Raw genomic sequence first — 23,861 nt, forward strand, 5'->3', positions numbered from 1 at the left:
CCAATGTAGAGACGCGCCATGGCGCGTCTCTACAATTATCTATGCCGATAAACCTATGAAGCCCAAGTTCAAAAACAAATATCGAGTTGAATCAATTCGATTACCAAACCGAGATTACGCTGCGAATGGATGGTATTTCGTGACCATATGCACGCGCGATCGCACTTTTTTTTTGGTGATGTAATTGCTGGGAAAATTGATTTATCAGATATTGGGCAAATAGCACAACTATATTGGGCAGAAATCCCCAGTCATTTTGAGCATACGTATATAGATGCTTATGCGATCATGCCAAATCATGTACTGTACATGGCATTGTTGTCATAGACAGACCACATAATGTAGAGACGCGCCATGGCGCGTCTCTACACCAACCCCAAACGCAGCCAATAGACCAATCCAATAAATTCGCCCCTCTAAAACCTGGTTCATTACAGGCTATTATTAACGCCTATAAATCATCTGTAACCCGCTGGTGTAGAAAGAATGAGCAACAAAATTTTGGTTGGCAATCAAGATTTTATGACCACATTATTCGTGCTGATGGTTCTCTAGACCGAATTCGAGAATACATTGCCAACAACTCTGCCAAATGGGAAGATGACAAGGATAATCCAGCAAATTTGTGGATGTGACCAATGAACAGATGTCGATTATCAATACAGAAAATTTTGTAGAGACGTGCCATGGCACGTCTCTACATTTTTATCGTATACAAAAAAATTAATTAAGCCTATTTTCAAGATAAATTGAGTATAGTACAAACATGATTTTTAAACTTATCAAAACCATCGTTAGTATTCCAATACTTCTGAAAGGTAGGCAGAGTTTTTAACTCCATTACATCACCACCCTCATATCGAAGAACTTCATCGTAGCCAAATACCTGATTTGCTTTAGCTGAAGTAGGTGGACTTTCCCAGTTAATAGCCCAAATTGTTTCAACAATTCGATATATGTTAAAATCGCCTGGCCAAATATCATATTCTGATTTGTAATCTAGAACTTTTACCAAGTGAGTAACGTGACCTCTTTGTCTCAACAGAATTAAATCATCTTTTTGAGGTTTATCAGCGTTGGTTTTATTGTCTCTCCAATGGAGTTTGAAAAGATATCCAGCATTAAACTTTGAGTAAGCCCACCACTCATTGCCTTGAGGTGTTACGTTTTTAGTCCACTTTAGATTTTTTAAGTCCATCATCATCAAATCCTAAGATAAAAAAGATTCCCTTTATAGATAGTTCCCAAGTTTGGGTATGTAGCTAACTAGAGAATCCAAAAAATTAAATCAGGTTTAATAGCTTAAAAATACGTAATATAGTTGCATACAGAGAAATCAACTTAATCCAGGGACATAAATATGAAGCTTCGCTATGAAATAATTCTCTACTGGAGCGAAGAAGACCAAGCTTTTATTGCCGAAGTACCAGAATTACCAGGTTGTGCTGCTGATGGCGAAACCTACCAAGAAGCACTACACAATGTAGAAATTATTATGCAGGAATGGATAGAAACTGCTCAAGAATTGGGGCGTTCTATTCCTGAACCAAGACAGCGTTTGATGTCTGCCTAATTGATGAATACTAAAGTGCGATCGCTCTTCTTTCCCAAAATGCGATCGCCTTGTTTTTGAGGTTTTCTGCAAAGCGATCGCAGTATTAGGTATCGAAGCATAAAATCCAAGCATGACCTAACAATAGGGTATTTTTTGCGATCGCTCATCTTCCCCACAACGCGATCGCATTTTTACCACAAAATTAATTCAAGGCAAAATCTCAAAACTATCGCAATGTTTAGGTCTAAATAATCTAAAATCACGCTGATCTAAAGTCAGTATTTTTGTAATACCATAGCGTTCAGCTACAGCCATAACAGTTGCATCTACAAAATCAATCCGGGTATCTCCATAATCTTCCAATATTTCCGCCACACGCATTACATCTTGATCTGTCAAAGCCACTAAACTGAATTTACTCGCAGACAGTCCTTTCAAAAAAGCTGCTACTGTAGCTACACCTGCATTACGCCCAACGAGATAAGCTACTTCTGCTAAAACTGTTTGTGGTAGCAAAATCTGTTGTTGTTGAGTGTAGGCGGTTACAACAATACTGTGCATTGTATCTGAACGATTCAACAAAGCCACAATAAACCCCGTATCTGCTACGGCTGGGTTTCTTTCCATGTCCACCCAGATTTTTCAGTAATCTCCTGTTGCAGAATATCTTCTGACTTTATGGCGAGGTCATTGGCAGTTGCAAATAAGCCTACTAATGGGTCAGAATCAGACGTAACATTCGATTTTGGCGATTCGGTTTCCAGGTATAGCTTAACCGCTTCATTGACTATTGATTCAGGAGATTGACCTCGTTGATGAGCAAGAGTGATTAATTTTTCTAGTAAAGTCTGTTCTGGTTTCCAGTTAAATGTAGCGTCCACAAGATAAACTTTTTTTCACTAACAACAAATTGATCATAACAATAAGGCAAGATGAGAGCGATCGCTCTCACTTTACCCAAAATGCGATCACTCATCTTTTCATACAGGCGATACCTTCGCTAAGCTGCGCTAATGCATTATAAAGCCATTACACTATTAATTGCTCCAATACTAACACTGATAATCCTGGTAACGATGGTAAACGCGCATCATTCGTCAAGAAAAATGATGCACCTCCACGAATAGCAGTAGCAATCTGAATAGCATCTGGGGTTCTTAAGTTGTAATTTGCTCTTAGTTGTGCAGCAGTTTCAGCTATATCTGGAAAAACTTCGATAGTCGTCAATTCTTGGGAGTTAAACAAAATCTCACGATATTGTTGAGCTAATGTTGTGTTTCCTTGTCGTAAGGGATAGACTAACACTTATGTGATAGTCAAAACTGATGTGACAACACTAAATTCACCACGAAACATTGCTTCAAAGAAAACATCTGTAATATCCAAATAGTTATGATTTTCTTCAATAAAATAAATCAGTGGTGCAGTATCCAATCCCACAATTTGACCATGTAACTGGACTAGCCATTCCATGAATCACGTTCCTGATTAACATATTCTTGAGCATCAATACTATTCCAGATTTCTTTACCCAACCCACGCAATTCTAAAATGCTGTGCTTTGGCTTAGATGTCATCGTCACTCGTTGACGAATTAAACTGGATAAATCTTCAATTAAGCGTATTTGTTCTTCAGGAGTTAAACTTTGAGCTTGTTGTAATACTTCTTGATAGCTAGACATAAAATTTACACTTTTAATTTTCTGCTCTAAATCTAATATACACAGACTACTTTTATATATTTTACAAACTAGCGTTAGCATCGCTTACCGTAGGTATTGCCCACAGTGCCATCATAGAATTAGCGATCGCTCTCACTTTACCCAAAATGCGATCGCCTCAATGAAATAAATCTAATTTCTTCCACCTTGAAGGCTCGTTCAGAGTTGGGGATGCTAGCAACTTATTTCGGCAGTCGCAATTATTGATTGTGTGAGTGCCATTGCTATTTCAGCGATCGCCATTGCTATTTCTGCAATCGCATTTATTGATTCTATGAGTGCCATTGCTATTTCGGCAATTGCATTTATTGATTCAGCGATCGCCATTGGTATTTCGACAGTCGCATTTATTGATTAAGTGAGTACCATTGTGATTTCAGCGATCGCCGTTATTGATTGTGTTTATCCCGAAACCACAAATCGACACAGATGAATATGTAGAAACACAGACAAATTCCCAATCATTGCGTTAAACCGTAGATTATAAAATCCACAAAACTACTCATCTCAGATACAAGGGCATCCCATTATCTTGAAAAAGATGATTCAAGGAATACTCCCATGTCTCTAAAAACTCGCGGTTCTGCTGCTGTGGACAAAGCCCAACGTCGTCTCGCCCTGCTTAAATCCATTGATGAGCATCTGGATTTCGGACACGGATTAACCATTGAAGCCTACAGCCGCCTAATCGATGCCACCCGTGCCATGCTGGAAGCCCATAATACGCTGCTGTCCAATCTTGATGAATCTCGTAAGACGTTAACCCAGATGGACAAAACGCTCTCGGAAATGTCTGAACGGATGCTCAGTGGAGTCGCGACTATCTACGGCAAAAACAGCATCGAGTATGCAAAGGCAGGCGGTTCTAATCGCAAGCGGAGTAAAAAATCTATTTCACAAGTTCCTCCAGTTGTAGCGGTTCTTGCCACTCAATCAGCCCAAACTGCAACTGCGAACAAGTTAACTGACGGCAACGGCAGCTTGGGCGATCGCTCCGTCAGTCATGCGGATTCGGATTGAAAGGTTACGTGCCAAGCATTGACTGAGTTGTTGCGCTCAAGAATTAGGGCGTTCAATTCCTCAACCAAGACAAAGTTTGATGTCTGCTTAATTGATGAATACGAAAGTGCGATCGCTCTCATCTTATCCAAAATGCGATCGCTCTTGTCAAGATATCATATTGTGATATCATTTAATTAACTAGTACAGCACGGCGTAAATAAACCTACCATACAAAATGGCGCAAAAGCCCGGAATACAATTCTTTTGACTTTTGAATGCGTGACTTCCGCGCAGCGGTACTAGTGCATCTCGACTAAAATCACTAATTCTTCTAAACGTTTTACCTCTTGTCAGTTACTGACCTGGTTTTTGTCTACGAGTACTGCACTAGATGGATCTTAATAATAAACAACTTGAAATTTTAAAATTAATTTTTACAAATCCAATCCCTGCAAATATTCTTTGGAAAGATGTTGAAAGTTTATTCATAGCTTTAGGTGCTGATGTTAGCCAAGGGAAAGGTTCACGTGTGCGTGTGAAATTAAATGGAATTAGAGCCGTTTTTCATGAACCGCATCCTGAAAAAGAAACGGATAAAGGAGCAGTTAAATCGGTGAGAGAATTTTTGATCGAAGCAGGAATTGAACCTTTATAAATTTATGGCTAAACCTTGAAAATACTGAAATATAGTAACATACGTTAAACATTGCCCATATTCATAAAATTTTTAAAGCTTATTTATCTCATACAAAACGCTCAAAAATCAGAAACATTCCACAAATTCAGATAGATTTTTATTTACTGATAAAGCCATGATGACTTACAAAGGATACACAGCCAGTATTGAAGTAGATATAGAAGCCGGAATCCTTTTTGGACGTGTATTAGACATTAAGGATGTAGTGACATTTAAGGCGAAAACTATTGACGAGGCGCGTCAAGAATTTGAAAATTCTGTTGATGATTATCTAGCTTTTTGCGAAGAATTAGGAGAAGAACCTGATAAACCTTTTTCTGGAAAACTTCCCTTTCGTACTACCCCTGAAAAACACCGAAAAATTTTTATTGCTGCCAAAAAGGCTGGTACAAGCATAAACGCTTGGATGGATCAGGTTTTGACAGTAGCCGCAGATCAAGCCATTAATACTCTGTAGGTATCGGAATAGTGCTACCAGGATACAAAATATTTACGACGTACCAGGGTAGCTATGACGCTTGATAAGCACACGATACAAGGTTTAGCTGCATTTACGAGTAAAACTTTATCGTCAAACGAGTTTGAAAAACTGATGGTTAATGCTGGATATTTTGAAATAGGAACCGCACCCGCGCAAGGTGGAAGAATAAAAATATGGTGGTCACACGATAGTTATCCAAGAGTCGAATCTATCTACAGTCCCGATAAAAGTACTGTAATAAAAATATGAAAAATCCTAGTGTTCCATTTGTTTGTATTTACTGTAATAGTCCAAATTTGGAATACATACAACGCGAAAATATGAACGGGCAAATGCGAACGTTTATCCATCTAATCACATTGATAAAGCTATGATGACTTATATTGCGATCGCCCTACCCCCAACCCAGTAGAATTTTCCAACAGACTGATGCTAATTGGCACTATTAAGTCTAATCTAGTACAGGCGAACTATTAATCTAAATGCATGTCTGACTTAATTCTGTTTTGGCATCGTCGCGATTTACGTATCTCTGATAATACAGGACTCGCTACTGCACGACGGCAAAGTGCAAAAGTTGTAGGTGTGTTTTGCCTCGATCCAAATATTCTCGAACGGGATGATGTAGCGCCTGTGCGAGTAACTTACATGATTGGCTGTTTGCAGGCACTACAAAAGCGATATGCTCAAGCTGGTAGCCAGTTGTTGATACTCCACGCCAACCCGACGCAAGCAATTCCTGCACTGGCAGCAGCACTTGGTGCAAAAGCCGTATTCTGGAATTGGGATGTGGAACCCTATGCCCAAGAACGCGATCGCACTATCATTGATGCACTGCAAGAAAAAGGGATTGAGTTTCTAGAGAATAACTGGGATCAGATTTTGCACCCACCAGAAGATATCCGCACTGGTTCCAATCAACCTTACACTGTTTATACTCCCTTCTGGAAGAATTGGATTAGCAAACCAAAGGCGAAACCAGTAGAAACTCTGGAAAATGCTGAGGGTTTAACGGAAGCAGAAAAAGAAATTGCCAAGACTGCTGGAGTGATTGAACTGCCTTCAGCCCAAGATTTAGGATTTGTCTGGGATGGAGAATTAATTATTGCCCCAGGTGAGGAAGCAGCGCAAGAACGTTTAGAGGAATTTTGCGATCGCGCTATTAATGAATATCAAGAACAGCGGAATTTTCCAGCGATTGATGGCACATCGCGACTGAGTGCAGCATTAAAATTTGGGGCGATCGGCATTCGTACTGTCTGGCAAGCGACACAGGAAGCCTTAGAAAACAGTCGCAGTGAAGAAACAGAAACTAACATTCGCACCTGGCAACAAGAACTGGCGTGGCGAGAGTTCTATCAACATGCTATGTATAACTTCCCAGAATTAGCAGAAGGTGCTTTCCGCGATACTTTCAAAAACTTTCCTTGGGAAACTAATGAAGAACATTTCCAAGCTTGGTGTGAGGGTAGAACAGGTTATCCTATCGTTGACGCAGCGATGCGTCAGTTGAATGAAATTGGATGGATGCACAACCGTTGCCGAATGATTGTTGCCAGTTTCTTGACAAAAGATTTGCTGATTAATCCTCAAATGGGTGAAAAATACTTTATGCAGAAACTCATTGATGGGGATTTATCTGCAAACAACGGCGGTTGGCAATGGAGTGCTTCTAGTGGGATGGATCCTAAGCCAGTACGTATTTTTAACCCTGCCAGTCAAGCGCAAAAATTCGATCCAGAAGGTGAATATATTCGGCAATGGGTTCCTGAATTAGGTTCTCTGGATACAGAATACTTAATTACTGGTAAAATTACACCTTTGGAGCGTCGAGCTATTGGTTATCCCCTTCCCATTGTGGATCACAAACAACAACAAAAACTGTTTAAAGAACGTTATCAGCAGCAAAAAGCTGGATAACGAGTTTGGAAATAATAATTAAGTCAGCGGCACAAGTGGCACAGCTAGAGCGAAAATACAGTTGGAGAAAATGATGATTTAAGTATCTTAGCTGCATTGCTACTACTTATGTCATCCCCCCTTGACCGCTCACTCAAAATTGAAGTCAGGCTGCCATCCTACCATCCGCAGTTATTGCAAGGACTTGATATCTGGCTGCGCTTGGGCTTGATATCTGATGCCCAAGTTCGGCAGCTATGTCGAGAGTTTCTTGTCTGTACAGTGGTGTTAGAACCTCGGGTGCAACCGGAACCAGAAAAAGTAACTGTTACTTCCGAATCTGTAATTTCGCCACCAGAACCGACACAACCCAATGTCCTAGCAGAAATATTGCAGTCACTGGTTTCAGAATTAAGTGTCCGCTGGCTGCTTTTTTTAGGGGTATTTCTGGTAGTGCTGTCTTCTGGGGTACTTGCAGCCAGCCAGTGGGAAAGATTCCCTGCATCAGGACAGTATGGCGTTTTGTTCGCTTATACCCTGAGTTTCTGGGGGATGAGTTTTTGGACAGCTAAGCAAAGTAATTTAAGACTGACGGCGCAGACATTGCTGATTGTCACGCTTTTATTGGTGCCGATAAATTTTTGGGCAATGGATAGCTTCGGGTTGTGGCAGAATCCTGTGAACTGGATAGTAGTGGCGATCGCTTCTATTTGCCTAACAGCTATTACAGTATTTACCAGCAAAATTCGGTTGTTTGCTGCTAATTTCCCCAATCAGAAATTATTTTTGGTAAACATTCTCGGACTGAGTTATCTGCACTGGGGTTGGAATTTACCAGGATTTCCCTTAATAGCCCTTTATTTGGCAGTGGTGGGAACTACTCTCATTACTGTTTATCAAACTCGTTTGGCATCACGACAAACAGATAGACAGAGTGGTAATGCTATTAGTTTGCCTGCCTCTGTCGTAATTTATGCATTACTGGTGTTGCTAGCCCGAGGGATTTTTATTGCCCACATAGATGTTACGCGGTTGGGTTTAGCTGTTGGTATTTGCGGTTGGCTACTAACTTGGTTGGCACTATCGAAAGGTGTAGAGACGCGCCATGGCGCGTCTCTACAAGCCCCATCTGTACCTTGGCAACTCATCGGCGGTATTCTATTATTCCTCGGTTGGGCAGTTGCGGTAGTATCTCACCCTTGGCAGGCAATAGGTGTAAGCGGTTTGAGTTTGTGGTTTTTCAGTCGTCGCCTGCAACTGTATAACCTCAAATGTGACTTTGTAGCTATTTTTGCCATTGGTTTAGAAACAATTTGGCTGGGTTGGCGATTAGTACCTTACGGAGTGCAAAAATGGGCGATCGCCACTGCAACTCAACTCACCAATTCGCACAATCATCCTTGGGCGTTACTAAGTATTGCTTTATTTCCCTATGTAATTTTAATGATGGCGTTGACAGATAAGCTGTACTGCACTCGTAGAAGAGAAATAGCTAAGTTTGGTGAACAGCTAACATTGGCTTTTGCCTCTGCCTTAACTGTAATTGCTTTAGTTAACCCAGCATTGCGATCGCTAAATCTACTCTTTTCCACAATTACTTTAGCAATTGTCACACAAAGGTACATGTATCGGGACAGAGGAACAAGGGAACAAGCAGATATTGTTGAAGATCCCTCATCTTTGTCATTCCCTGTCTCCCCAACCTTGATATTTCTCACTCATATTACCGGAGTGTTGACGCTGTGTTCGATCGTTGATTGGGTGTTCCCAAATCTGAGTAATGAAATTTGGGCAACTATTTTATTAGTCATGATGGTAGCCGAGTGGCTATTTAGTCTTGGTTATGGTTGGTGGCAACGTAGTGCTTGGTATATTGGTTTGGGACTAGCTGCAATTAGTTTTTACCTACTTTGGGTAAATGCTGAATCTGTCTGGAGAAACTACGCTGTCAATAATGCCAATTGGGGGCTGATTTGGTTAATTACTCCCCTAACTCTTACAGGTGTCGCTAGTCGTAGTGGTGGAGAAAAGCGAGATTTTACCACTGTCTTGAGTGTCATCGGGTTGGGACTTACCCAGTTACTAACTTTACCTGTAGCTACAGCCAGATTAATCAGTTTGGCAGTTGCTGCGGCTTTGATGTTTGTTAATACTAGTTTTTTAAGAAACAATCGCTTTGCTGTAATTACAGTTGGATTTGTTTTGAGTGCGATCGCCACCTTGCTATGGGAAGGCGTACCTGGTTTCTCAAAACTATCAGTACAAGGGTGGTTTGTAGTCGGGGCAATAACTATCTTATGTTTATGGTTGACTCGCACAGCACTGCGGCAAAGAGGTAATGAATTAGCAAATATTTATGCAGTTGCAACAGATAGATGGGCGATCGCATTAACTGGTGTAGAGTTATTGAGTTTAACGCTACACTCTGTCTGGATTTACCAACAACTTACAACTCCTGGATTGTTGTATGTGGCTGCTAATGTCATCATGCTGGCAGCCATAATTTATCGCAGTTGGCGAGAACCGACAAATTTTGCCTTTTATGGGATTGGTTGGTGTTTAGAATTGATAATTGCCGAGTTGCTTGCTTTTGGTGAACGTTCGACTATTCACATTGCGATCGCCAATATCGCCTTGGGTTTATTCTCTCAACTATTTGGAGAGTGGTGGCAACGGCGACACCGTTTAGAAAACCTTCCTAGTAGCTTTCACATTCTACCCCTCATCTATGCAGGCTTTAGTGTAGTCCTACGCTTGAATACGTTTACCGACTGGACAGGTTTGGCTTCTTTGGGTGTAGCTGTAATTTTGATTGGAGTCGGGCGACGCCGCCAAGAATTTAAACCCCTAGTTTACTTGGGAATTCTGGGCATATCAATTTCTGCCTATGAACTTTTGTTCTATCAAATGCTGCAAGCTGCGGGGGGTGCGTGGGGTGATGGTTTAATCGCCATGTCAGCTTTAGGCACAACTATTATGTATGCCTATCGTATATTGTCGCCTTGGCTGGTCAATTATTTACGACTGACATCACAAGAATTAAAAATAATTGCCCATCTGCATTGGGCTTGGAGTAGCTTTTTATTGATAATTGCGATCGCTGCACCCATCCAAGTTAACCGCCTCTTGGGTTTAGGAACAGGCATATTTTTGATTCGTTACGCCATCTTTCAAGGAAAACTCCCGCGACAAAGAGAAGACGCGGAGAATTCTTCTGTCACCGCGTCCCCGCGTCCCCGCGTCCCCGCGTCAATACTGACGCCTGATGAAATCTGGGTTTACCTGGGGTTATTAGAAGTAGCCGCCATGCGAATTTTTTGGCGAGAAACGGCTGTGGGACAATGGTTTGCTGGGCCGTTAGTACCTTGGAATGCTGCGATCGCCTGTGTGGTTGCCTATTTCCTCTACATCTTACCTTGGGAAGCTTGGGGTTGGTCGAAAAGACCTTGGCAACGAGCCGCATACATCATACCACTAATACTTTTATGGGAAACCAGGCTGCAAATTTACCCAATTACTTTGCTGCTAACAGCTGGGTTTTATGCCTTCCTCGCCAAAGCTAGCAATCAATTCCGTGTCACTTACATCAGCGTAGCGTTGATTGATTGGGCTATTTTCCGCTGGTTTGCTGTCTTGGGTTTGACTGATAGTTTATGGTATGTGACAGTAATTGGCTTATCTCTACTATATGTTGCCCAATTTGATCCACAACTAAGACAACCAGACATGAAAGCCAGCCGTCACTACTGGCGATTGCTAAGTAGCGGCTTAATTTGTGGATGGGCAATTTTATTTCATCAAGATACAGCCCTGATACCAGGAATCTTCAGTCTGATCGCCATCTTTGCAGGCTTAGGTTTGCGAGTGCGGGCTTTTCTTTTCGTTGGTACAGCCACCTTTTTCATCACCGCTTTTTATCAGTTAGTTCTTTTTAGCTTGCGCTACTCATTTTTTAAATGGATTATTGGCTTAGTAGTGGGTATCATTTTAATTTCCATCGCGGCAAACTTTGAAACCCATCGCACTCAGCTAAATTCTCTACTTCGCAATACCAGCGATAAGTTTCAAGATTGGCAGTAGGTGAATAAATAGACAACTGCTGCATCAAATCAAACATCAAGTAAAATCAAAAGTTATGCCACAAACCCCATCCGATCGAGCAACGTGAAAACAGATACAATATTTTATCGCTTGTTCCAAAGCTTCCCCAGTATTTTCTTTGAACTCATCAACCAACCACCCGAAACTGCGATCGCTTACCAATTTTCATCGGTTGAAGTCAAACAACTCGCTTTCCGTATCGATGGGGTGTTTCTCCCCAAAAACAATGTATTATCCCCCATATACTTTGTAGAAGTTCAATTTCAACCAGATAAAAAATTCTATTCTCGCTTATTTACAGAAATTTTTCTTTACCTTGATAAAACCGAACTTACCAACAATTGGCGTGGGGTTGTGGTTTATCCAACTCGTAGTATTGATGTGGCAGAGACAGAACGGTACATTGAATTACTAACATCTGGAAGAGTCAGGAGCCTATATCTGGACGAATTAGATTCATCAGCAGAACAGTCGATTGGCATTAGTACAGTTAAATTAGTTATAGAGCCAGAATCAGGTGCAGCTGACAAAGCCAGGGAGTTAATTAATCTTGCCAAGCAACAAATAACAGATGCAATTACCCAACAGGAATTTCTAGAATTGATAGAAACGATAATAATTTACAAATTCCCTTTGAAAAGTCGGAAGGAGATTGAGCAAATGTTGGGATTAAGCGAGTTAAAGCAAACCAAGGTTTATCAAGAAGCTAAGTTAGAAGGTAAGTTAGAGGGCAAGTTAGAGGGTAAGTTAGAAGCAGTTCCTTTTATGTTGAGCTTAGGTGCAACCGTAGAACAAATAGCGGAGGCACTAAAGTTAGATATAGAGTCAGTGAGACAGGTAGCAGAATCTACAAAAACAATACAGGAAAAAAGTGGCGAATCGGACACTGCTAAATAATTCATCTTTGTTTATTCGTCTTTACATTCAGAATAGGCTTTTGAACTTGGCGTAAAAAATTTTTATCCCAAATGTTAGTTTTTTAGAGACACTGGGTATTCTCTTAACAGGAGGCTTGCTGGTACTTAAGTATTTACCGCAGTGACTGTTGAAATATGGCTAGTTCTGGAGAAGAATACCTAGTTGTCCACCGTAAAAAAATAGAGCGACGACAAAGGATTTTGACTTTGGTGTCAATTGTATCTTTTGTCGGCTCTGGGGCGTTTGCTATAGTTCCTACACTGCAACAGGCTATTCAGAATCCCCAACCAGTTATCCCTGCTGCTGAGTCTTCATTTCGACAACAAGCCCAGGGTTTCGAGTTGGTTTTACAGCGAGAACCAGAGAACCAAGTCGCGCTAGAGGGGTTGGTAAATACACGGTTAAATTTGAAAGATTTCAAGGGTGCTATTGAACCTTTGGAGAAATTGGCGAATCTGCATCCAGAACGGCAAGATTACAAAGTTGCATTGAAGCAGTTGAAGAAACAAGTGGGTAATAAAGGCGATCGCTAAGCCTCTATAACTATTAAAAACATAAAAAATCTTAGTTATTTATACATTTGACACTAAGTAAAAAACATGACTAAACATATACTGTTATCTACAGAAGATCCGGGTGTTGGTGGAGTTGCACAATACAATAATTCACTTCTGTCTGGATTAGCAAGATTAGGTTATCAAGTAACCAGTCTCCAACCTCAGTTATTTGATGATAGTTTAATCTCTCACCAAAAACAGTTAGATATTCAGTATTTATGGCGAAACGAGGATACGCTTCAGAATTTGCCGCAGATTTTGACTCAACCAGGTAACAAACCAGAACTGTTAATTTGCAGTAATTCCAATCCTTTTTCTAATTTGGCTATCAAACAAATTGCTATTAGACTGGGAATACCATACATCGTTGTTGAACATCTTGTTGAGCCTCATTTAGCAGAGCAATTTGGTGCTTACTTGGACGAGTTATTATATCAATATAAAAAAGCCAATTCTGTAATTGCAGTTTCATATGACAATTTAAAGTTATTGCATGAAAAATTTAAACTTCCCAAAGATAAGGGACAGGTGATTTATAATGGTAGACCTTCAGAATATTTCAGTCCCAACAACTTATCGTTGCGCGAAAATCTGCGCCAAGTTTTTAGTATTCCTTCAGAAGCTATAGTGTGCTTCACAGCTGCTCGTATAGAAACTAGAAAAGGCTATCAGTATCAATTGGAAGCAATTAAGCAGCTGATGTATAGCCCAGTGTGGTCTAATCTTTACTTCGTCTGGGCTGGTGCTGGAATTTTTGAGCCACAACTTGAAAAAGAACTTCAACAAGCAGTTGATAAACTAGGAATTAGTGACAAAATTATTTTTTTGGGACAGCGATCTGATATATCTGATTGGTTGAATGTTGCTGATATTTTTGTCTTTCCTTCAATGTTAGAAGGAATGCCATTATGTGTGATTGAGGCAATGGCAAAGGGACTACCTGTGATAGCTTCAAATGTTAGCGGAATTCCGGAGGAATTGGGTGAAACGGGTAAATTGCTTACTGATCCCAAAATTGATCCGCAAGCCACAGTTAGAGAATTAGTAGCAGCAATTCAAGAATTGGTTATAAATCCCGATTTACGTCTGTCAATTGGTCAGGGTTGTAAACAAAGAGCAGAAGCAATATTTAGGGAAGAACGGATGATTCAAGAAACGGTAAAAGTGATAGAAAAAGCACTGTTACCTGTTGGAGATTATGTGTCACCTGGATTTGAAATTATTCGACCTGACCAAAGTTTTCCTAATATGATTATGGGAGATACAAAAACCTCTGGTTGGTCTTTCCTGCGTCGAGATATTGCTCATAATTGGTATGTAGATCGGCGACAACCAGGTATTGGATTTCTCAATCGTGATGAAGCTCATATTATTTATAATACAGCCTTGAAATTTAAGGGTAAGAAAAGTTTAGAAATTGGTTGTTGGTTAGGGTGGTCAGCTTGTCATTTAGCATTGGCAGGAGTGGAGTTAGATGTAGTTGATCCACTATTAGCTAAACCTGAAATTTATGAAAGTGTTAGTAACTCACTCAAGAGTGCAGGTGTCCTTAATTCAGTTAATCTTGTAGCTGGTTATAGTCCACAAAAAGTAGAAGAGTTAGCAGATCGATTAAAACGTAAATGGTCGTTGATTTTTATTGATGGAAATCATGATGCATCAGCACCCCTCAATGATGCAATTATCTGTGAACAATTTGCAGAAGCAGATGCTTTAATCCTGTTTCATGATTTAAATTCCCCTGATGTAGCCCAAGGCTTAGACTACTTAAAACACAAGGGGTGGAACACAATGGTTTATCAAACCATGCAAATTATGGGAGTTGCTTGGCGAGGGAATATTGAGCCTGTGCAGCATCAACCCGATCCAAAAATTTATTGGCATTTACCAAAGCATTTACAGCATTATTCTGTTAGTGGCGTCTCAGCAAATGAAGTGATAAGTTTCCAACAAGTAGAAGAAATGATGCAACAAGCGATCGCCTTACTCCAAAACGGAAAATCTGTGGAGGCAATGCGAACAGCTGAAAAAGCTGCTTCACAAGGCATTTATGTACCAAACATGCATTTGATCAGGTCGATCTGCTTGTGTAATGTAGGTAGAAACGAAGAAGGTTTTCAAGCAGTAAAAGAAGAATTAGCATTAAATGCAGCAAATCAGCAAGCTCAACACCATTACAAAGCTTTAGCTAGCGTACTTTCTAAGCCAGTCACCACTAAAATACCAAACCATGAACGTCCGTGGCGGACAACCCTTCCACGAGAAACAATGCTGTCAATTCAACACGCCTCGCATAACTATTCCTATCGAGGTGTGCCGATGATTAAAAATCCTTTTGATTTTGCACTGTACCCTCTTTTACTTTGGACTTTAAAACCACGCACAATTATTGAAATTGGTTCTAAGGATGGTGGTAGTGCTTTATGGTTTGGAGATATGCTAAACAACTTTGGCATAGATGGTCACATCTATTCCATAGATATTGTTAAAGTCACTTCAGTTGAACATCCTCGCGTAACTTATATGGAGGGTAATGGCAGGGCATTACATGAAATTTTAACACCAGATTTCCTTAATTCATTACCACGTCCTCTACTTGTAATAGAAGATGCTGACCATACTTATGATACTAGTCATCATGTCTTAGAATTCTTTCATCCGTATATTAAACAGGGAGAATATATTGTTATCGAAGATGGAATTATCTCTGATTTAATTCAAGACTCTGAATGTAATAGCGGACCACATAGAGCATTGAAAGAGTTCCTAGAAACTTACCCAAACCAATATGAAATTGATGGGGATTTCTGTGACTTTTTTGCATATAACCTTACTTGGTGTACCAATGGTTTTCTCAAAAAAAGAGCCAATATAACAACCAAAAATAAAAATTTTCCTATCTGCGCGAAATTTTACTCAACAATTATTGTTGATGGTGTATTCTTTCAACTCTATCAAACTGGTATTGCTCGTGTTTGGCAATCATTGTTAGAAGAATGGACAAAAAACAGTTTTGCTAAACACATAATTGTACTTGACCGCGCTGGAACCGCTCCCAAAATTCCTGGTATTAGATATCGTAGTGTACAAGCTTATAACTATAACAATACTGATGCTGATAGGGAAATGTTACAGCAAGTGTGCGATGAAGAAGGTGCGGATTTATTTATCTCTACTTACTACACAACGCCAATTACAACACCTTCTGTATTGATGATACATGATATGATTCCAGAAATTTTTGGGTGGAATCTAGAGAATTCCATGTGGCGAGAAAAGCATTATGGAATTCGTCATGCAACAGGATATCTAGCTGTTTCGGAAAACACAGCCAAGGACTTGGTAGCCTATTTTCCTGATATTCATCTAGACTCTGTAATTATTGCCAAAAATGGTGTTAATCATCAAATATTCATACCAGTTTCTCAAGAAAAGGTTAAGCAATTTAGAAACAAATATGGTGTACCCAAACCCTATTTCCTTTTAGTTGGTGCTGGGGCTGGTTATAAAAATAGTATTTTGTTCTTCCAGTCTTTTTCTCAACTTGCAGTTAGCTACGGATTTGATATTGTTTGTACGGGAAGTGGTGGTCTATTAACACCAGAATTTAGAACATATACATCAGGTATTGTTATACATATGTTGCAACTGAGTGATGAGGAATTAGCAACAGCTTATTCTGGTGCAGTTGCGTTAGTCTATCCTTCTAAGTATGAAGGTTTTGGAATGCCCATAATAGAAGCAATGGCTTGCGGTTGTCCAGTTATCACTTGTCCTAATGCTTCACTTCCTGAAGTAGCAGGAGAAGCAGCCATATATATTAAGGATGATGATGTACAGGGACTAGCAGATGCGCTTTGCGAAGTCCAAAAACCTAGTGTTCGTCAATCATTAATTGCAGCGGGTTTAGAACAAGCGAAAAAGTTTTCCTGGTCAAAAATGGCAAACATTGTCAGTTCGGCATTGATTGATGCTACACTTCTGCCTTTAAATCTCAAGGAAATTAATTTAATTATTTTTCCAGATTGGTCGCAGCCAGAAGAATCACTCTGCTTGGAGTTGGAAAGAGTGATTAAAGCGATCGCCACTTATCTTGATAGTCAACCGATTACTCTGTTAATAGACACAAGTAACATTGCCACCGAGGATGCGGAACTATTGTTATCTGGTATAACGATGAATCTTCTGATGCAAGAAGATTTAGATGTCACTGAGAATCTAGAAATTTCTCTTGTAGGTAATTTAGCTGATATTCAGTGGGACGCTTTGTTATCTCGCATCCATGCCAGAATTGTGTTGGAACACGAAAATCAAAATGCGCTTATCCAAGCAAAATCACAAAATCTGACATCTTACGAAATAGACGAATTTAGCAAAGCACAAGCTGAACAGTTTTTTTTTACTTGAGTCAGAAATTTTTCCAAGAGGGAAGATGGCAAGAGGCAGCCAAGAAATATCAAAAATACTTAGAAATTCACCCAGGAGATGCAGAAATTTATTGGAATTTAAGCCATTGCTATAGACAGTTAAACCTTATAGATGAATATTTTGGTACTCTTCAGCAAGGAATTGAACTTTACTCTACAGACGCTAGGTTGCATTTTTCATTAATAATCGACTTGCGGCGTTATGGACGTATTCAAGAAGCCATCGTAAGTTCAGAAAAGGCTAGCCAATTCTTACCTCATGACTACACTTTTCAAATTCTCAAACATTTAACGGTTCCGTCAATATACGAAAATCAAGAAGAAATTAAGTTTTATCGCCAGCGTTTTACTCAAGGACTGCAAAACTTAATTCAGGAAACATCTCTCAAAACCCCTGAAGAGAAAAATAGTGCTTTAGCAGGTATCGGTCGGCTCACAAACTTTTATCTATCGTATCAGGCGCAAAATGATATAGATTTACAACGCCAATATGGAAAGTTAGTGCATGAAATTATGGCAGTTAATTATCCACAATGGGTTGTGCCTCTATCTATGTCCAAGCTTCAGCCTCATCAAAAAATTCGGATTGGTTACGTTTCACATTATCTACATTCTTATAGTGGCACACTTTGGTTAACTGGCTGGCTGCGTTATTGCGATCGCCAAAGCTTTGAAATTTACTGTTACTATACAGGTAATGATCCAGATCCCATTACACAACAGTTTCAAGAATATAGTGATGTTTTTCACCATATTCCTTACAATTTATCAGCAGCCTGCGAACAAATAATTGCTGATAGGTTACATATCCTAGTTTTTCCTGAAATTGGTATGGACGCGCAAACCATGCAAATGGCTGGTCTGCGGCTTGCGCCTGTGCAATGCGTTGCTTGGGGACATCCGGTAACTACTGGCTTACCTACAATTGATTACTTTTTATCTAGCGAGTTAATGGAACCGGAAAATGCCCAAGAACATTACTCAGAAAACCTAATTCGTTTGCCTAATATTGGTGTTTCTTACCCCAAACCATATATTCCACCAGTCATCAAAACCCGCTCAGATTATCAGTTACAAGATGATGCGGTCATTTATTTATGTTGCCAAGCTCCTTTTAAATACCTGCCGCAATATGATTTTATTTTTGCAGAAATTGCTCGCCTTGTTCCCAAAGCCAAATTCGTATTTTTGCGTGGCAATTTACTTCGGGAACGTTTGAACCGTGCTTTTGCAGGAGTGGGTCTTAACAGTGAGGATTACTGTGTCTTCCTCACTATTCCAGAACGACTGGATTATCTGATGATTAACTTACTTTCAGATGTTTATCTAGACACTTTTTGCTGGTCTGGTGGTAATACTACCCTAGAGGCGATCGCTTGCAACCTTCCTATTGTTACATGTCCAGGGGAATTTATGCGCGGTCGTCACTCTTACAGTTTCCTAAAAATGCTAGGAGTGACAGACACCATCGCTAAAAATGAAACGGAATATATCGAGATTGCTGTCAAATTAGGACTAAACTCAGTTTGGCGACACAGCATAGCAGAACGAATGAGTCAGAGTCACGAGCGTCTTTTTGACGATAAAGTTTGTGTCGCAGCTTTAGAAACCTTTTATAAACAGGTCGTAGAAGAAGTTTGTAGTAAGCACTTCAGTGCTTAATAATATCTTATATTGGAGGGCTGAAGCCCTCACTACAAACCTATCCTTCAATATATCTCTGCCACATTTGCTCGTAAGCCTTCTCCATCTCACGAGTAAACTGCTTACCATTCCACAGAGGTGCTGTTTTTCTCGACTGTTTCAATTTCCAAGCAATTTGTTGTCGTAAAGCCTCATCCTTCCCTAAACGCACACCCCACTCTACATATTCTTCATCTGTCCAGGCAATGCCTTCTGTAATGCCAGCATTAATCATCATGGTGTAGCTGTTACGTGCAGCAAATTGCTCACCTACTCTTGTCACCATAGGAATGCACATCCACAGGGTTTCTAGGGTTGTTGTGGCTCCATTATAGGGATAAGTATCTAAAATTACATCTGCAATGCCTAAATTAGCTCGGTGAATTGATTCTGAAGGAACACCTGGAAGAAATCGTAGTTTTGAGCAATCAACACCTTCTTCTTCTGCCAGCTGATAAAAGAATGTTTTAATAGATTCTTCGTCAGATATTCCTTTAATCAAGAAGTAGCTATTGGGAACTTCTTTAATAATCCTCAATTGTAGTTTTGTGATATCTGGATGTCGCTTGAAGCCTCGCTGACCACAAAAATATACTACTGCATCATTAGGAATATCTAATTGATCGCGACGTATTGTAGGTACACCTACCTCAAAACCATCCACAGCAATATAGGTTTGAGGTAAACGCCAAATTTTTTCCCTGTAGTATTCCTGTGCTGATTCTGGTAAAACATAAGGGTCAGCAATAAAATAATCTACTGATGGACTGCCGGAAGCATCCCAACCCAACCAAGTAGCTTGTATTGGTGCGGGTTTACATTGTACAACTTCACAGGTAGTATCTAAAGTAATGCTATCTAAATCAATTAATATATCAATTTCATCTTGAAAAATTTGTTCTGCCACAGACCAAACATTGGTTGATTTATATGCTTTATCTACCTGATCAATATACCATTGGTGCAGAAAATCTAACATATTATCTGCGCCCATAAAATAGCCATTGATTTGAAATCTTTCTCGGTCATGATGTTGAAATATCCATCTGGCTAGCCAACCGACAGAATGTGTTCTTAGACAATAAGATATGTATCCTATCTTTAATTTTTTATTAGCTCCACCTTGTTGTTTACTCTGTAAGTGACCCTGAGAATATTTTTCTATTTTTTCCTTACCATAAACAGCATTATTATCATTACACAACTTAAGTATTTGGTTTTGAACTTTTCTATTTTCCTGCAAATTATCTTCAATATAAGGTGCGAAATAATTAGCACCTAACAGTCTAACTATCTTAATTTGCTCTAAGTCTTGGGGATTTTCTTTTATAATTTGTGCTATTAAATCTTGCTGTTTACGATTTACAGCACAAGATTCTTCCCAATAACCACCAGCGCTAATCAAACCGCGTAGTATCTGGCGATTGGCAAATATTTTGTCTGGCAAATAATCTACTAAAAAATAGAATAATTTAGCAGTTTCTATACCCAAGTCAAAATTACCTTCATTTTGGTAAAAAGCTGTTAAATGACCTAAAACTTCAGTGTTTTGAGGATCTAAACGTAAATAAAGTTTAGCTAAACTTATTGCTATGTCTGAATGTCCATGAGAGTAAGCAATATCTACAGCGGCGGGTAATATTATACTTCTGAGAGTTTGTAGATTGTCTACAAAATAAGGTAAACTGGCTTCCAATAACTCTTGAGAAGAAGACTCTAAATACGCATAATCTAAAAGATTCCGCAAAACTAGCGTTAACAATTTTAAATTAACTTCTATCTGCGGTTCTGATCGGAGTATTTCAATTAAACCATATTCTTGTAAATCATCACTTTTATATGTTTTGGATTCTATGGATAGTTGTACAAGATGCAATAAATTGTGAACATCTTTAGGAAAAAGTTCTTTAATACTTTGTCTAATCTTCCAAGCAAGTGAATATTCTTCTAGCCTTTCTTGACGTTCTACTTCTGTGGTTAATATTTCTCTTAATTCTGCATTCTCAGCCCCGACTTGTTCTGGCTCTCCTTCCATCATTGCCATGAACCAAGTCGTCTGGGCTTCTACTTCTTGCCCCTGTAACAACAAAATTAAACCTAAATGCCAATAGTGGGACTTGACATCGGGTTCTTTAGAAATTGCTTGCTCGTAAATACTAGCAGCCTGAAGGTAGTTACCTTGGAGTATCAACTCATACCCTTTTTGTTGCGATTTAACTTGAGGATTAATAAAAGCAGATTTATCCATATCATTTCACTCAATACATAAGACAAAAGTGAGTAGTGTAAAGGCTACTCACTCCTACAAAACATCAGTCATTTCTGGCTATAATTTTCAGAAAAATCTGCTTGATTTTTCCTTATCTAGCTAAACTTTTGTAATCGCCTTCACAACCATCAACTTTTTTGATGTCCTTTTGGGCGACAGTCTTGATAGCATCTTCAAACTTGTCTTTTTTGGTAGGATCTGGAGATTCACAAGCTATTGCTACTGTCAGTGCTTCAGAAGTAGCACCATCACCTTTTATAGTACCTACTGCTCCGTAGTATGATTTCAACGCATTTTTATAAGCTGTGGCATAAACAAGTCCATACCCAGTAGTAGCTTCTGTAACAACAGAGTAGAAGAAATTTTCAGTTTGGCTTTTAACCCCTACTTGCAATGTTGACATATCTTTGGCAAAACCTTGGTATTCCAAGTAGAAAGCTTGTTGAGCACGGTTGATAGTACCGATATTGTTCTTAGCTTCAGCTTGCTTCGCTTTGTTCACCTGACCCAGTAGTGAAGGTAACGCGATCGCTGCTAATACACCGATAATAATTACTACCACCAATAATTCAATAAGTGTAAAACCTTCATCGCTTTTTTTCTTACGGCCGTTGAGGTGTTGCAGAAATTTGGCTTGCAGTTCTGGCTTAAGCATGTGTTTCTCCTTACAGTGGGTATGTTATAGGTGATTGCTGTGTTATAGATGTAACTTACCCACGCGCGATCGCTTTCATATCACTGTGGTAAAAAATATTTCACGTCAACGCGGAAAAGGGAGATGGGGAGATGGGGAGATGAGGAGATGGGGAGTGTGAGGAGTAGTAAATAACCAACCAACTACTAACAACCAACCACTAACCACTAACCAAAATCTTTTGTTATGTTATATTAAACGTAGTCGTTATGAGTTTATTTATCTTAACCATCATGACCAACCCAAATGTAGAAAACGTGGTAATTATAGGTTCTGGGCCAGCGGGGTACACAGCTGCTATTTACGCGGGACGCGCCAACCTGAAACCAGTTGTATTTGAGGGCTTCCAAGCCGGGGGTTTGCCTGGTGGACAGTTGATGACAACGACTGAAGTTGAGAATTTTCCTGGGTTTCCCCAAGGGATTACCGGGCCGGAACTGATGGATCAGATGAAGGCTCAGGCGGAGCGTTGGGGAGCTGAGCTATATACTGAAGATGTGATTGAAGTAGACTTGCGCCAGCGTCCGTTTACTGTTCGCTCAGAGGAACGAGAATTTAAAGCCCACAGTTTAATTATTGCCACAGGTGCAACGGCAAAACGACTGGGACTACCTTGTGAGGAACAGTTTTGGAGTCGGGGTATTTCTGCTTGTGCGATTTGCGATGGTGCTACGCCGATTTTCCACGGGGCTGAATTGGCTGTGGTGGGTGCTGGCGACTCGGCGGCGGAGGAAGCGATTTATCTGACCAAGTATGGTTCTAAAGTAAATTTGCTGGTACGTTCCGACAAGATGCGGGCTTCTAAAGCTATGCAAGACCGCGTTTTGAGTAACCCAAAAATCCAGATACATTGGAACAGCGAAGCCGTGGATGTGTTCGGTAACGGTCACATGGAAGGGGTGAAAATCCGCAATAATAAAACCGGCGAAGAAAGCGAACTGCACGTTAAGGGTTTATTTTACGCGATTGGTCACACTCCCAATACTTCTTTGTTTAAGGGACAATTAGAACTGGATGAGGTGGGTTACGTTGTTACCAAGCCTGGTTCACCAGAAACAAGTGTAGAAGGCGTTTTTGCTGCTGGCGATGTGCAGGATCACGAGTATCGTCAGGCAGTTACCGCTGCTGGTAGTGGTTGTATGGCGGCGATGCTGGCAGAACGTTGGTTGTCTGCTCATGGTCTAATTCAGGAGTTTCATCAGGTGTCGCAAACTCCAGATAATGAATTACAGCCTCAGCCAGCTGCAAACAAAACTCCCACTGACACCGAATTTGATATTAATGCGACGCGCCATGAGGGAGGTTATGCTCTCAGAAAGCTTTTCCACGAGAGCGATCGCCTTATTGTTGTCAAATATGTCGCCCCTGGTTGCGGCCCTTGTCACACCCTCAAACCCATATTAAATAAAGTGGTAGATGAATTTGACGGCAAAATTCACTTTGTCGAAATTGACATCGACAAAGACCGAGATATTGCTGAGAATGCAGGTATCACTGGCACACCAACAATCCAGTTCTTTAAAAATCAGGAACTGTTAAAAGAACTCAAGGGGGTAAAGCAAAAGAGCGAGTATCGGCAGTTGATTGAAAGTAATTTGTAGCCGCTGCGCGAAGCAAAAACCTCTGTAGAGACGCGAAATTTCGCGTCTCTACATTTGTATAATTCTCGTCGTCAAAATTAGATTTGAGATTGTTACAACCACAGATGCACACAGATAAATCATCGGTGTGTATCTGTGTTTATCGGTGGTCGAATTTTATTAAAACAGAAATGAAGGTGCGTTAAACTTCGTTAACGCACCCTACTTTATACTTGACAAAATTGCTCTCAAGCCTCAACACTCATAACTCAAATCT

Annotated in this window: 20 protein-coding genes and 1 pseudogene; 13 read left to right on the forward strand and 8 right to left on the reverse strand. The window is 40.0% G+C overall.

Going from position 1 to position 23,861, the window contains the following annotated elements:
• Positions 1 to 55 precede the first annotated feature (55 nt).
• Positions 56 to 635: pseudogene (locus FIS9605_RS46610) on the forward strand (transposase).
• Positions 636 to 739: 104 nt separating this feature from the next.
• Here the strand turns inward: FIS9605_RS46610 and FIS9605_RS0114685 are convergent.
• Complete coding sequence (locus tag FIS9605_RS0114685) at positions 740 to 1,204, reverse strand: hypothetical protein (RefSeq protein WP_231510340.1); 465 nt, start codon at positions 1,202 to 1,204, stop codon at positions 740 to 742.
• 156 nt (positions 1,205 to 1,360) lie between these two features.
• On the opposite strand from FIS9605_RS0114685, the gene FIS9605_RS0114690 reads away from it, so the two are divergent.
• Positions 1,361 to 1,573, forward strand: a complete 213-nt coding sequence (locus tag FIS9605_RS0114690; RefSeq protein ID WP_026733267.1) for a type II toxin-antitoxin system HicB family antitoxin — start codon at positions 1,361 to 1,363, stop codon at positions 1,571 to 1,573.
• A gap of 189 nt (positions 1,574 to 1,762) precedes the next feature.
• Here FIS9605_RS0114690 and FIS9605_RS0114695 read toward each other — a convergent pair whose 3' ends face one another.
• From FIS9605_RS0114695 to FIS9605_RS0114710, 5 genes are all read right to left on the reverse strand, one after another.
• Complete coding sequence (locus tag FIS9605_RS0114695; RefSeq protein WP_026733268.1) at positions 1,763 to 2,182, reverse strand: type II toxin-antitoxin system VapC family toxin; 420 nt, start codon at positions 2,180 to 2,182, stop codon at positions 1,763 to 1,765.
• Positions 2,161 to 2,436, reverse strand: a complete 276-nt coding sequence (locus FIS9605_RS0114700; protein ID WP_026733269.1) for a hypothetical protein — start codon at positions 2,434 to 2,436, stop codon at positions 2,161 to 2,163. The genes FIS9605_RS0114695 and FIS9605_RS0114700 overlap by 22 nt, the downstream gene beginning before the upstream one ends.
• A 148-nt stretch (positions 2,437 to 2,584) precedes the next feature.
• Positions 2,585 to 2,860 carry a type II toxin-antitoxin system VapC family toxin gene (locus tag FIS9605_RS45245; RefSeq protein ID WP_231510341.1) on the reverse strand — a complete coding sequence of 92 codons (276 nt, stop codon included), beginning with the start codon at positions 2,858 to 2,860 and terminating at the stop codon, positions 2,585 to 2,587.
• Positions 2,861 to 3,028: a hypothetical protein gene (locus FIS9605_RS45250; RefSeq protein WP_231510342.1), complete on the reverse strand. Its 168-nt coding sequence runs from the start codon at positions 3,026 to 3,028 to the stop codon at positions 2,861 to 2,863.
• Positions 3,016 to 3,237, reverse strand: coding sequence for a hypothetical protein (locus tag FIS9605_RS0114710; RefSeq protein ID WP_016861423.1), 222 nt, complete (start codon positions 3,235 to 3,237; stop codon positions 3,016 to 3,018). The genes FIS9605_RS45250 and FIS9605_RS0114710 overlap by 13 nt, the downstream gene beginning before the upstream one ends.
• A gap of 250 nt (positions 3,238 to 3,487) precedes the next feature.
• Here FIS9605_RS0114710 and FIS9605_RS42685 point away from each other — a divergent pair, with 250 nt between their 5' ends.
• From FIS9605_RS42685 to FIS9605_RS0114765, 10 genes are all read left to right on the forward strand, one after another.
• Positions 3,488 to 3,634: a hypothetical protein gene (locus FIS9605_RS42685; protein ID WP_155960422.1), complete on the forward strand. Its 147-nt coding sequence runs from the start codon at positions 3,488 to 3,490 to the stop codon at positions 3,632 to 3,634.
• Positions 3,635 to 3,837: 203 nt separating this feature from the next.
• A complete protein-coding gene (locus FIS9605_RS0114720; protein WP_026733270.1) occupies positions 3,838 to 4,296 on the forward strand; it encodes a hypothetical protein in 459 nt (152 codons plus the stop codon).
• Positions 4,297 to 4,669: 373 nt separating this feature from the next.
• A complete protein-coding gene (locus FIS9605_RS0114725) occupies positions 4,670 to 4,933 on the forward strand; it encodes a type II toxin-antitoxin system HicA family toxin (RefSeq protein ID WP_026733271.1) in 264 nt (87 codons plus the stop codon).
• A gap of 160 nt (positions 4,934 to 5,093) precedes the next feature.
• The gene (locus tag FIS9605_RS0114730) at positions 5,094 to 5,432 is read left to right on the forward strand and encodes a type II toxin-antitoxin system HicB family antitoxin (protein WP_082209763.1); all 339 of its coding nucleotides are present in this window, start codon (positions 5,094 to 5,096) and stop codon (positions 5,430 to 5,432) included.
• A gap of 510 nt (positions 5,433 to 5,942) precedes the next feature.
• Positions 5,943 to 7,376: a deoxyribodipyrimidine photo-lyase, 8-HDF type gene (locus FIS9605_RS0114740; RefSeq protein ID WP_026733274.1), complete on the forward strand. Its 1,434-nt coding sequence runs from the start codon at positions 5,943 to 5,945 to the stop codon at positions 7,374 to 7,376.
• A 108-nt stretch (positions 7,377 to 7,484) separates the two neighbouring features.
• On the forward strand, positions 7,485 to 11,435 hold the full coding sequence (locus tag FIS9605_RS0114745; RefSeq protein WP_026733275.1) for a hypothetical protein: 3,951 nt from the start codon (positions 7,485 to 7,487) through the stop codon (positions 11,433 to 11,435).
• Positions 11,436 to 11,519: 84 nt separating this feature from the next.
• On the forward strand, positions 11,520 to 12,353 hold the full coding sequence (locus FIS9605_RS37130; protein WP_035139582.1) for an Rpn family recombination-promoting nuclease/putative transposase: 834 nt from the start codon (positions 11,520 to 11,522) through the stop codon (positions 12,351 to 12,353).
• 155 nt (positions 12,354 to 12,508) lie between these two features.
• On the forward strand, positions 12,509 to 12,907 hold the full coding sequence (locus FIS9605_RS0114755) for a hypothetical protein (RefSeq protein ID WP_026733276.1): 399 nt from the start codon (positions 12,509 to 12,511) through the stop codon (positions 12,905 to 12,907).
• A 66-nt stretch (positions 12,908 to 12,973) separates the two neighbouring features.
• On the forward strand, positions 12,974 to 17,338 hold the full coding sequence (locus FIS9605_RS45255) for a CmcI family methyltransferase (protein WP_231510343.1): 4,365 nt from the start codon (positions 12,974 to 12,976) through the stop codon (positions 17,336 to 17,338).
• Positions 17,335 to 19,020 carry an O-linked N-acetylglucosamine transferase, SPINDLY family protein gene (locus FIS9605_RS0114765; RefSeq protein WP_026733277.1) on the forward strand — a complete coding sequence of 562 codons (1,686 nt, stop codon included), beginning with the start codon at positions 17,335 to 17,337 and terminating at the stop codon, positions 19,018 to 19,020. Before FIS9605_RS45255 ends, FIS9605_RS0114765 begins: the two co-directional genes overlap by 4 nt.
• Positions 19,021 to 19,060: 40 nt before the next feature.
• On the opposite strand, the gene FIS9605_RS0114770 is transcribed toward FIS9605_RS0114765, so the two are convergent.
• Together FIS9605_RS0114770 and FIS9605_RS0114775 are read right to left on the reverse strand one after the other, a co-directional pair.
• Positions 19,061 to 21,289: an O-linked N-acetylglucosamine transferase, SPINDLY family protein gene (locus FIS9605_RS0114770; protein WP_051470002.1), complete on the reverse strand. Its 2,229-nt coding sequence runs from the start codon at positions 21,287 to 21,289 to the stop codon at positions 19,061 to 19,063.
• 112 nt (positions 21,290 to 21,401) lie between these two features.
• Positions 21,402 to 21,965, reverse strand: a complete 564-nt coding sequence (locus tag FIS9605_RS0114775) for a type IV pilin-like G/H family protein (protein ID WP_026733279.1) — start codon at positions 21,963 to 21,965, stop codon at positions 21,402 to 21,404.
• Between the two features lie 272 nt (positions 21,966 to 22,237).
• Here FIS9605_RS0114775 and trxB point away from each other — a divergent pair, with 272 nt between their 5' ends.
• Complete coding sequence (trxB, locus tag FIS9605_RS0114780) at positions 22,238 to 23,605, forward strand: thioredoxin-disulfide reductase (RefSeq protein ID WP_026733280.1); 1,368 nt, start codon at positions 22,238 to 22,240, stop codon at positions 23,603 to 23,605.
• The last annotated feature ends 256 nt before the right edge of the window (positions 23,606 to 23,861 follow it).

It is taken from the genome of Fischerella sp. PCC 9605 (genome assembly GCF_000517105.1).
In the GTDB taxonomy this organism is placed as follows: domain Bacteria; phylum Cyanobacteriota; class Cyanobacteriia; order Cyanobacteriales; family Nostocaceae; genus PCC9605.

Excerpts from the sequence above, each read along its gene's own strand:
- FIS9605_RS0114685 (WP_231510340.1), bottom strand. The coding sequence starts at position 1,204 with ATGATGATGGACTTAAAAAATCTAAAGTGGACTAAAAACGTAACACCT.
- FIS9605_RS0114690 (WP_026733267.1), top strand. The coding sequence starts at position 1,361 with ATGAAGCTTCGCTATGAAATAATTCTCTACTGGAGCGAAGAAGACCAA.
- FIS9605_RS0114695 (WP_026733268.1), bottom strand. The coding sequence starts at position 2,182 with ATGGAAAGAAACCCAGCCGTAGCAGATACGGGGTTTATTGTGGCTTTG.
- FIS9605_RS45250 (WP_231510342.1), bottom strand. The coding sequence starts at position 3,028 with ATGGAATGGCTAGTCCAGTTACATGGTCAAATTGTGGGATTGGATACT.
- FIS9605_RS0114710 (WP_016861423.1), bottom strand. The coding sequence starts at position 3,237 with ATGTCTAGCTATCAAGAAGTATTACAACAAGCTCAAAGTTTAACTCCT.
- FIS9605_RS0114720 (WP_026733270.1), top strand. The coding sequence starts at position 3,838 with ATGTCTCTAAAAACTCGCGGTTCTGCTGCTGTGGACAAAGCCCAACGT.
- FIS9605_RS0114725 (WP_026733271.1), top strand. The coding sequence starts at position 4,670 with ATGGATCTTAATAATAAACAACTTGAAATTTTAAAATTAATTTTTACA.
- FIS9605_RS0114730 (WP_082209763.1), top strand. The coding sequence starts at position 5,094 with ATGACTTACAAAGGATACACAGCCAGTATTGAAGTAGATATAGAAGCC.
- FIS9605_RS0114740 (WP_026733274.1), top strand. The coding sequence starts at position 5,943 with ATGTCTGACTTAATTCTGTTTTGGCATCGTCGCGATTTACGTATCTCT.
- FIS9605_RS0114745 (WP_026733275.1), top strand. The coding sequence starts at position 7,485 with ATGTCATCCCCCCTTGACCGCTCACTCAAAATTGAAGTCAGGCTGCCA.
- FIS9605_RS0114755 (WP_026733276.1), top strand. The coding sequence starts at position 12,509 with ATGGCTAGTTCTGGAGAAGAATACCTAGTTGTCCACCGTAAAAAAATA.
- FIS9605_RS45255 (WP_231510343.1), top strand. The coding sequence starts at position 12,974 with ATGACTAAACATATACTGTTATCTACAGAAGATCCGGGTGTTGGTGGA.
- FIS9605_RS0114770 (WP_051470002.1), bottom strand. The coding sequence starts at position 21,289 with ATGGATAAATCTGCTTTTATTAATCCTCAAGTTAAATCGCAACAAAAA.
- FIS9605_RS0114775 (WP_026733279.1), bottom strand. The coding sequence starts at position 21,965 with ATGCTTAAGCCAGAACTGCAAGCCAAATTTCTGCAACACCTCAACGGC.
- trxB (WP_026733280.1), top strand. The coding sequence starts at position 22,238 with ATGACCAACCCAAATGTAGAAAACGTGGTAATTATAGGTTCTGGGCCA.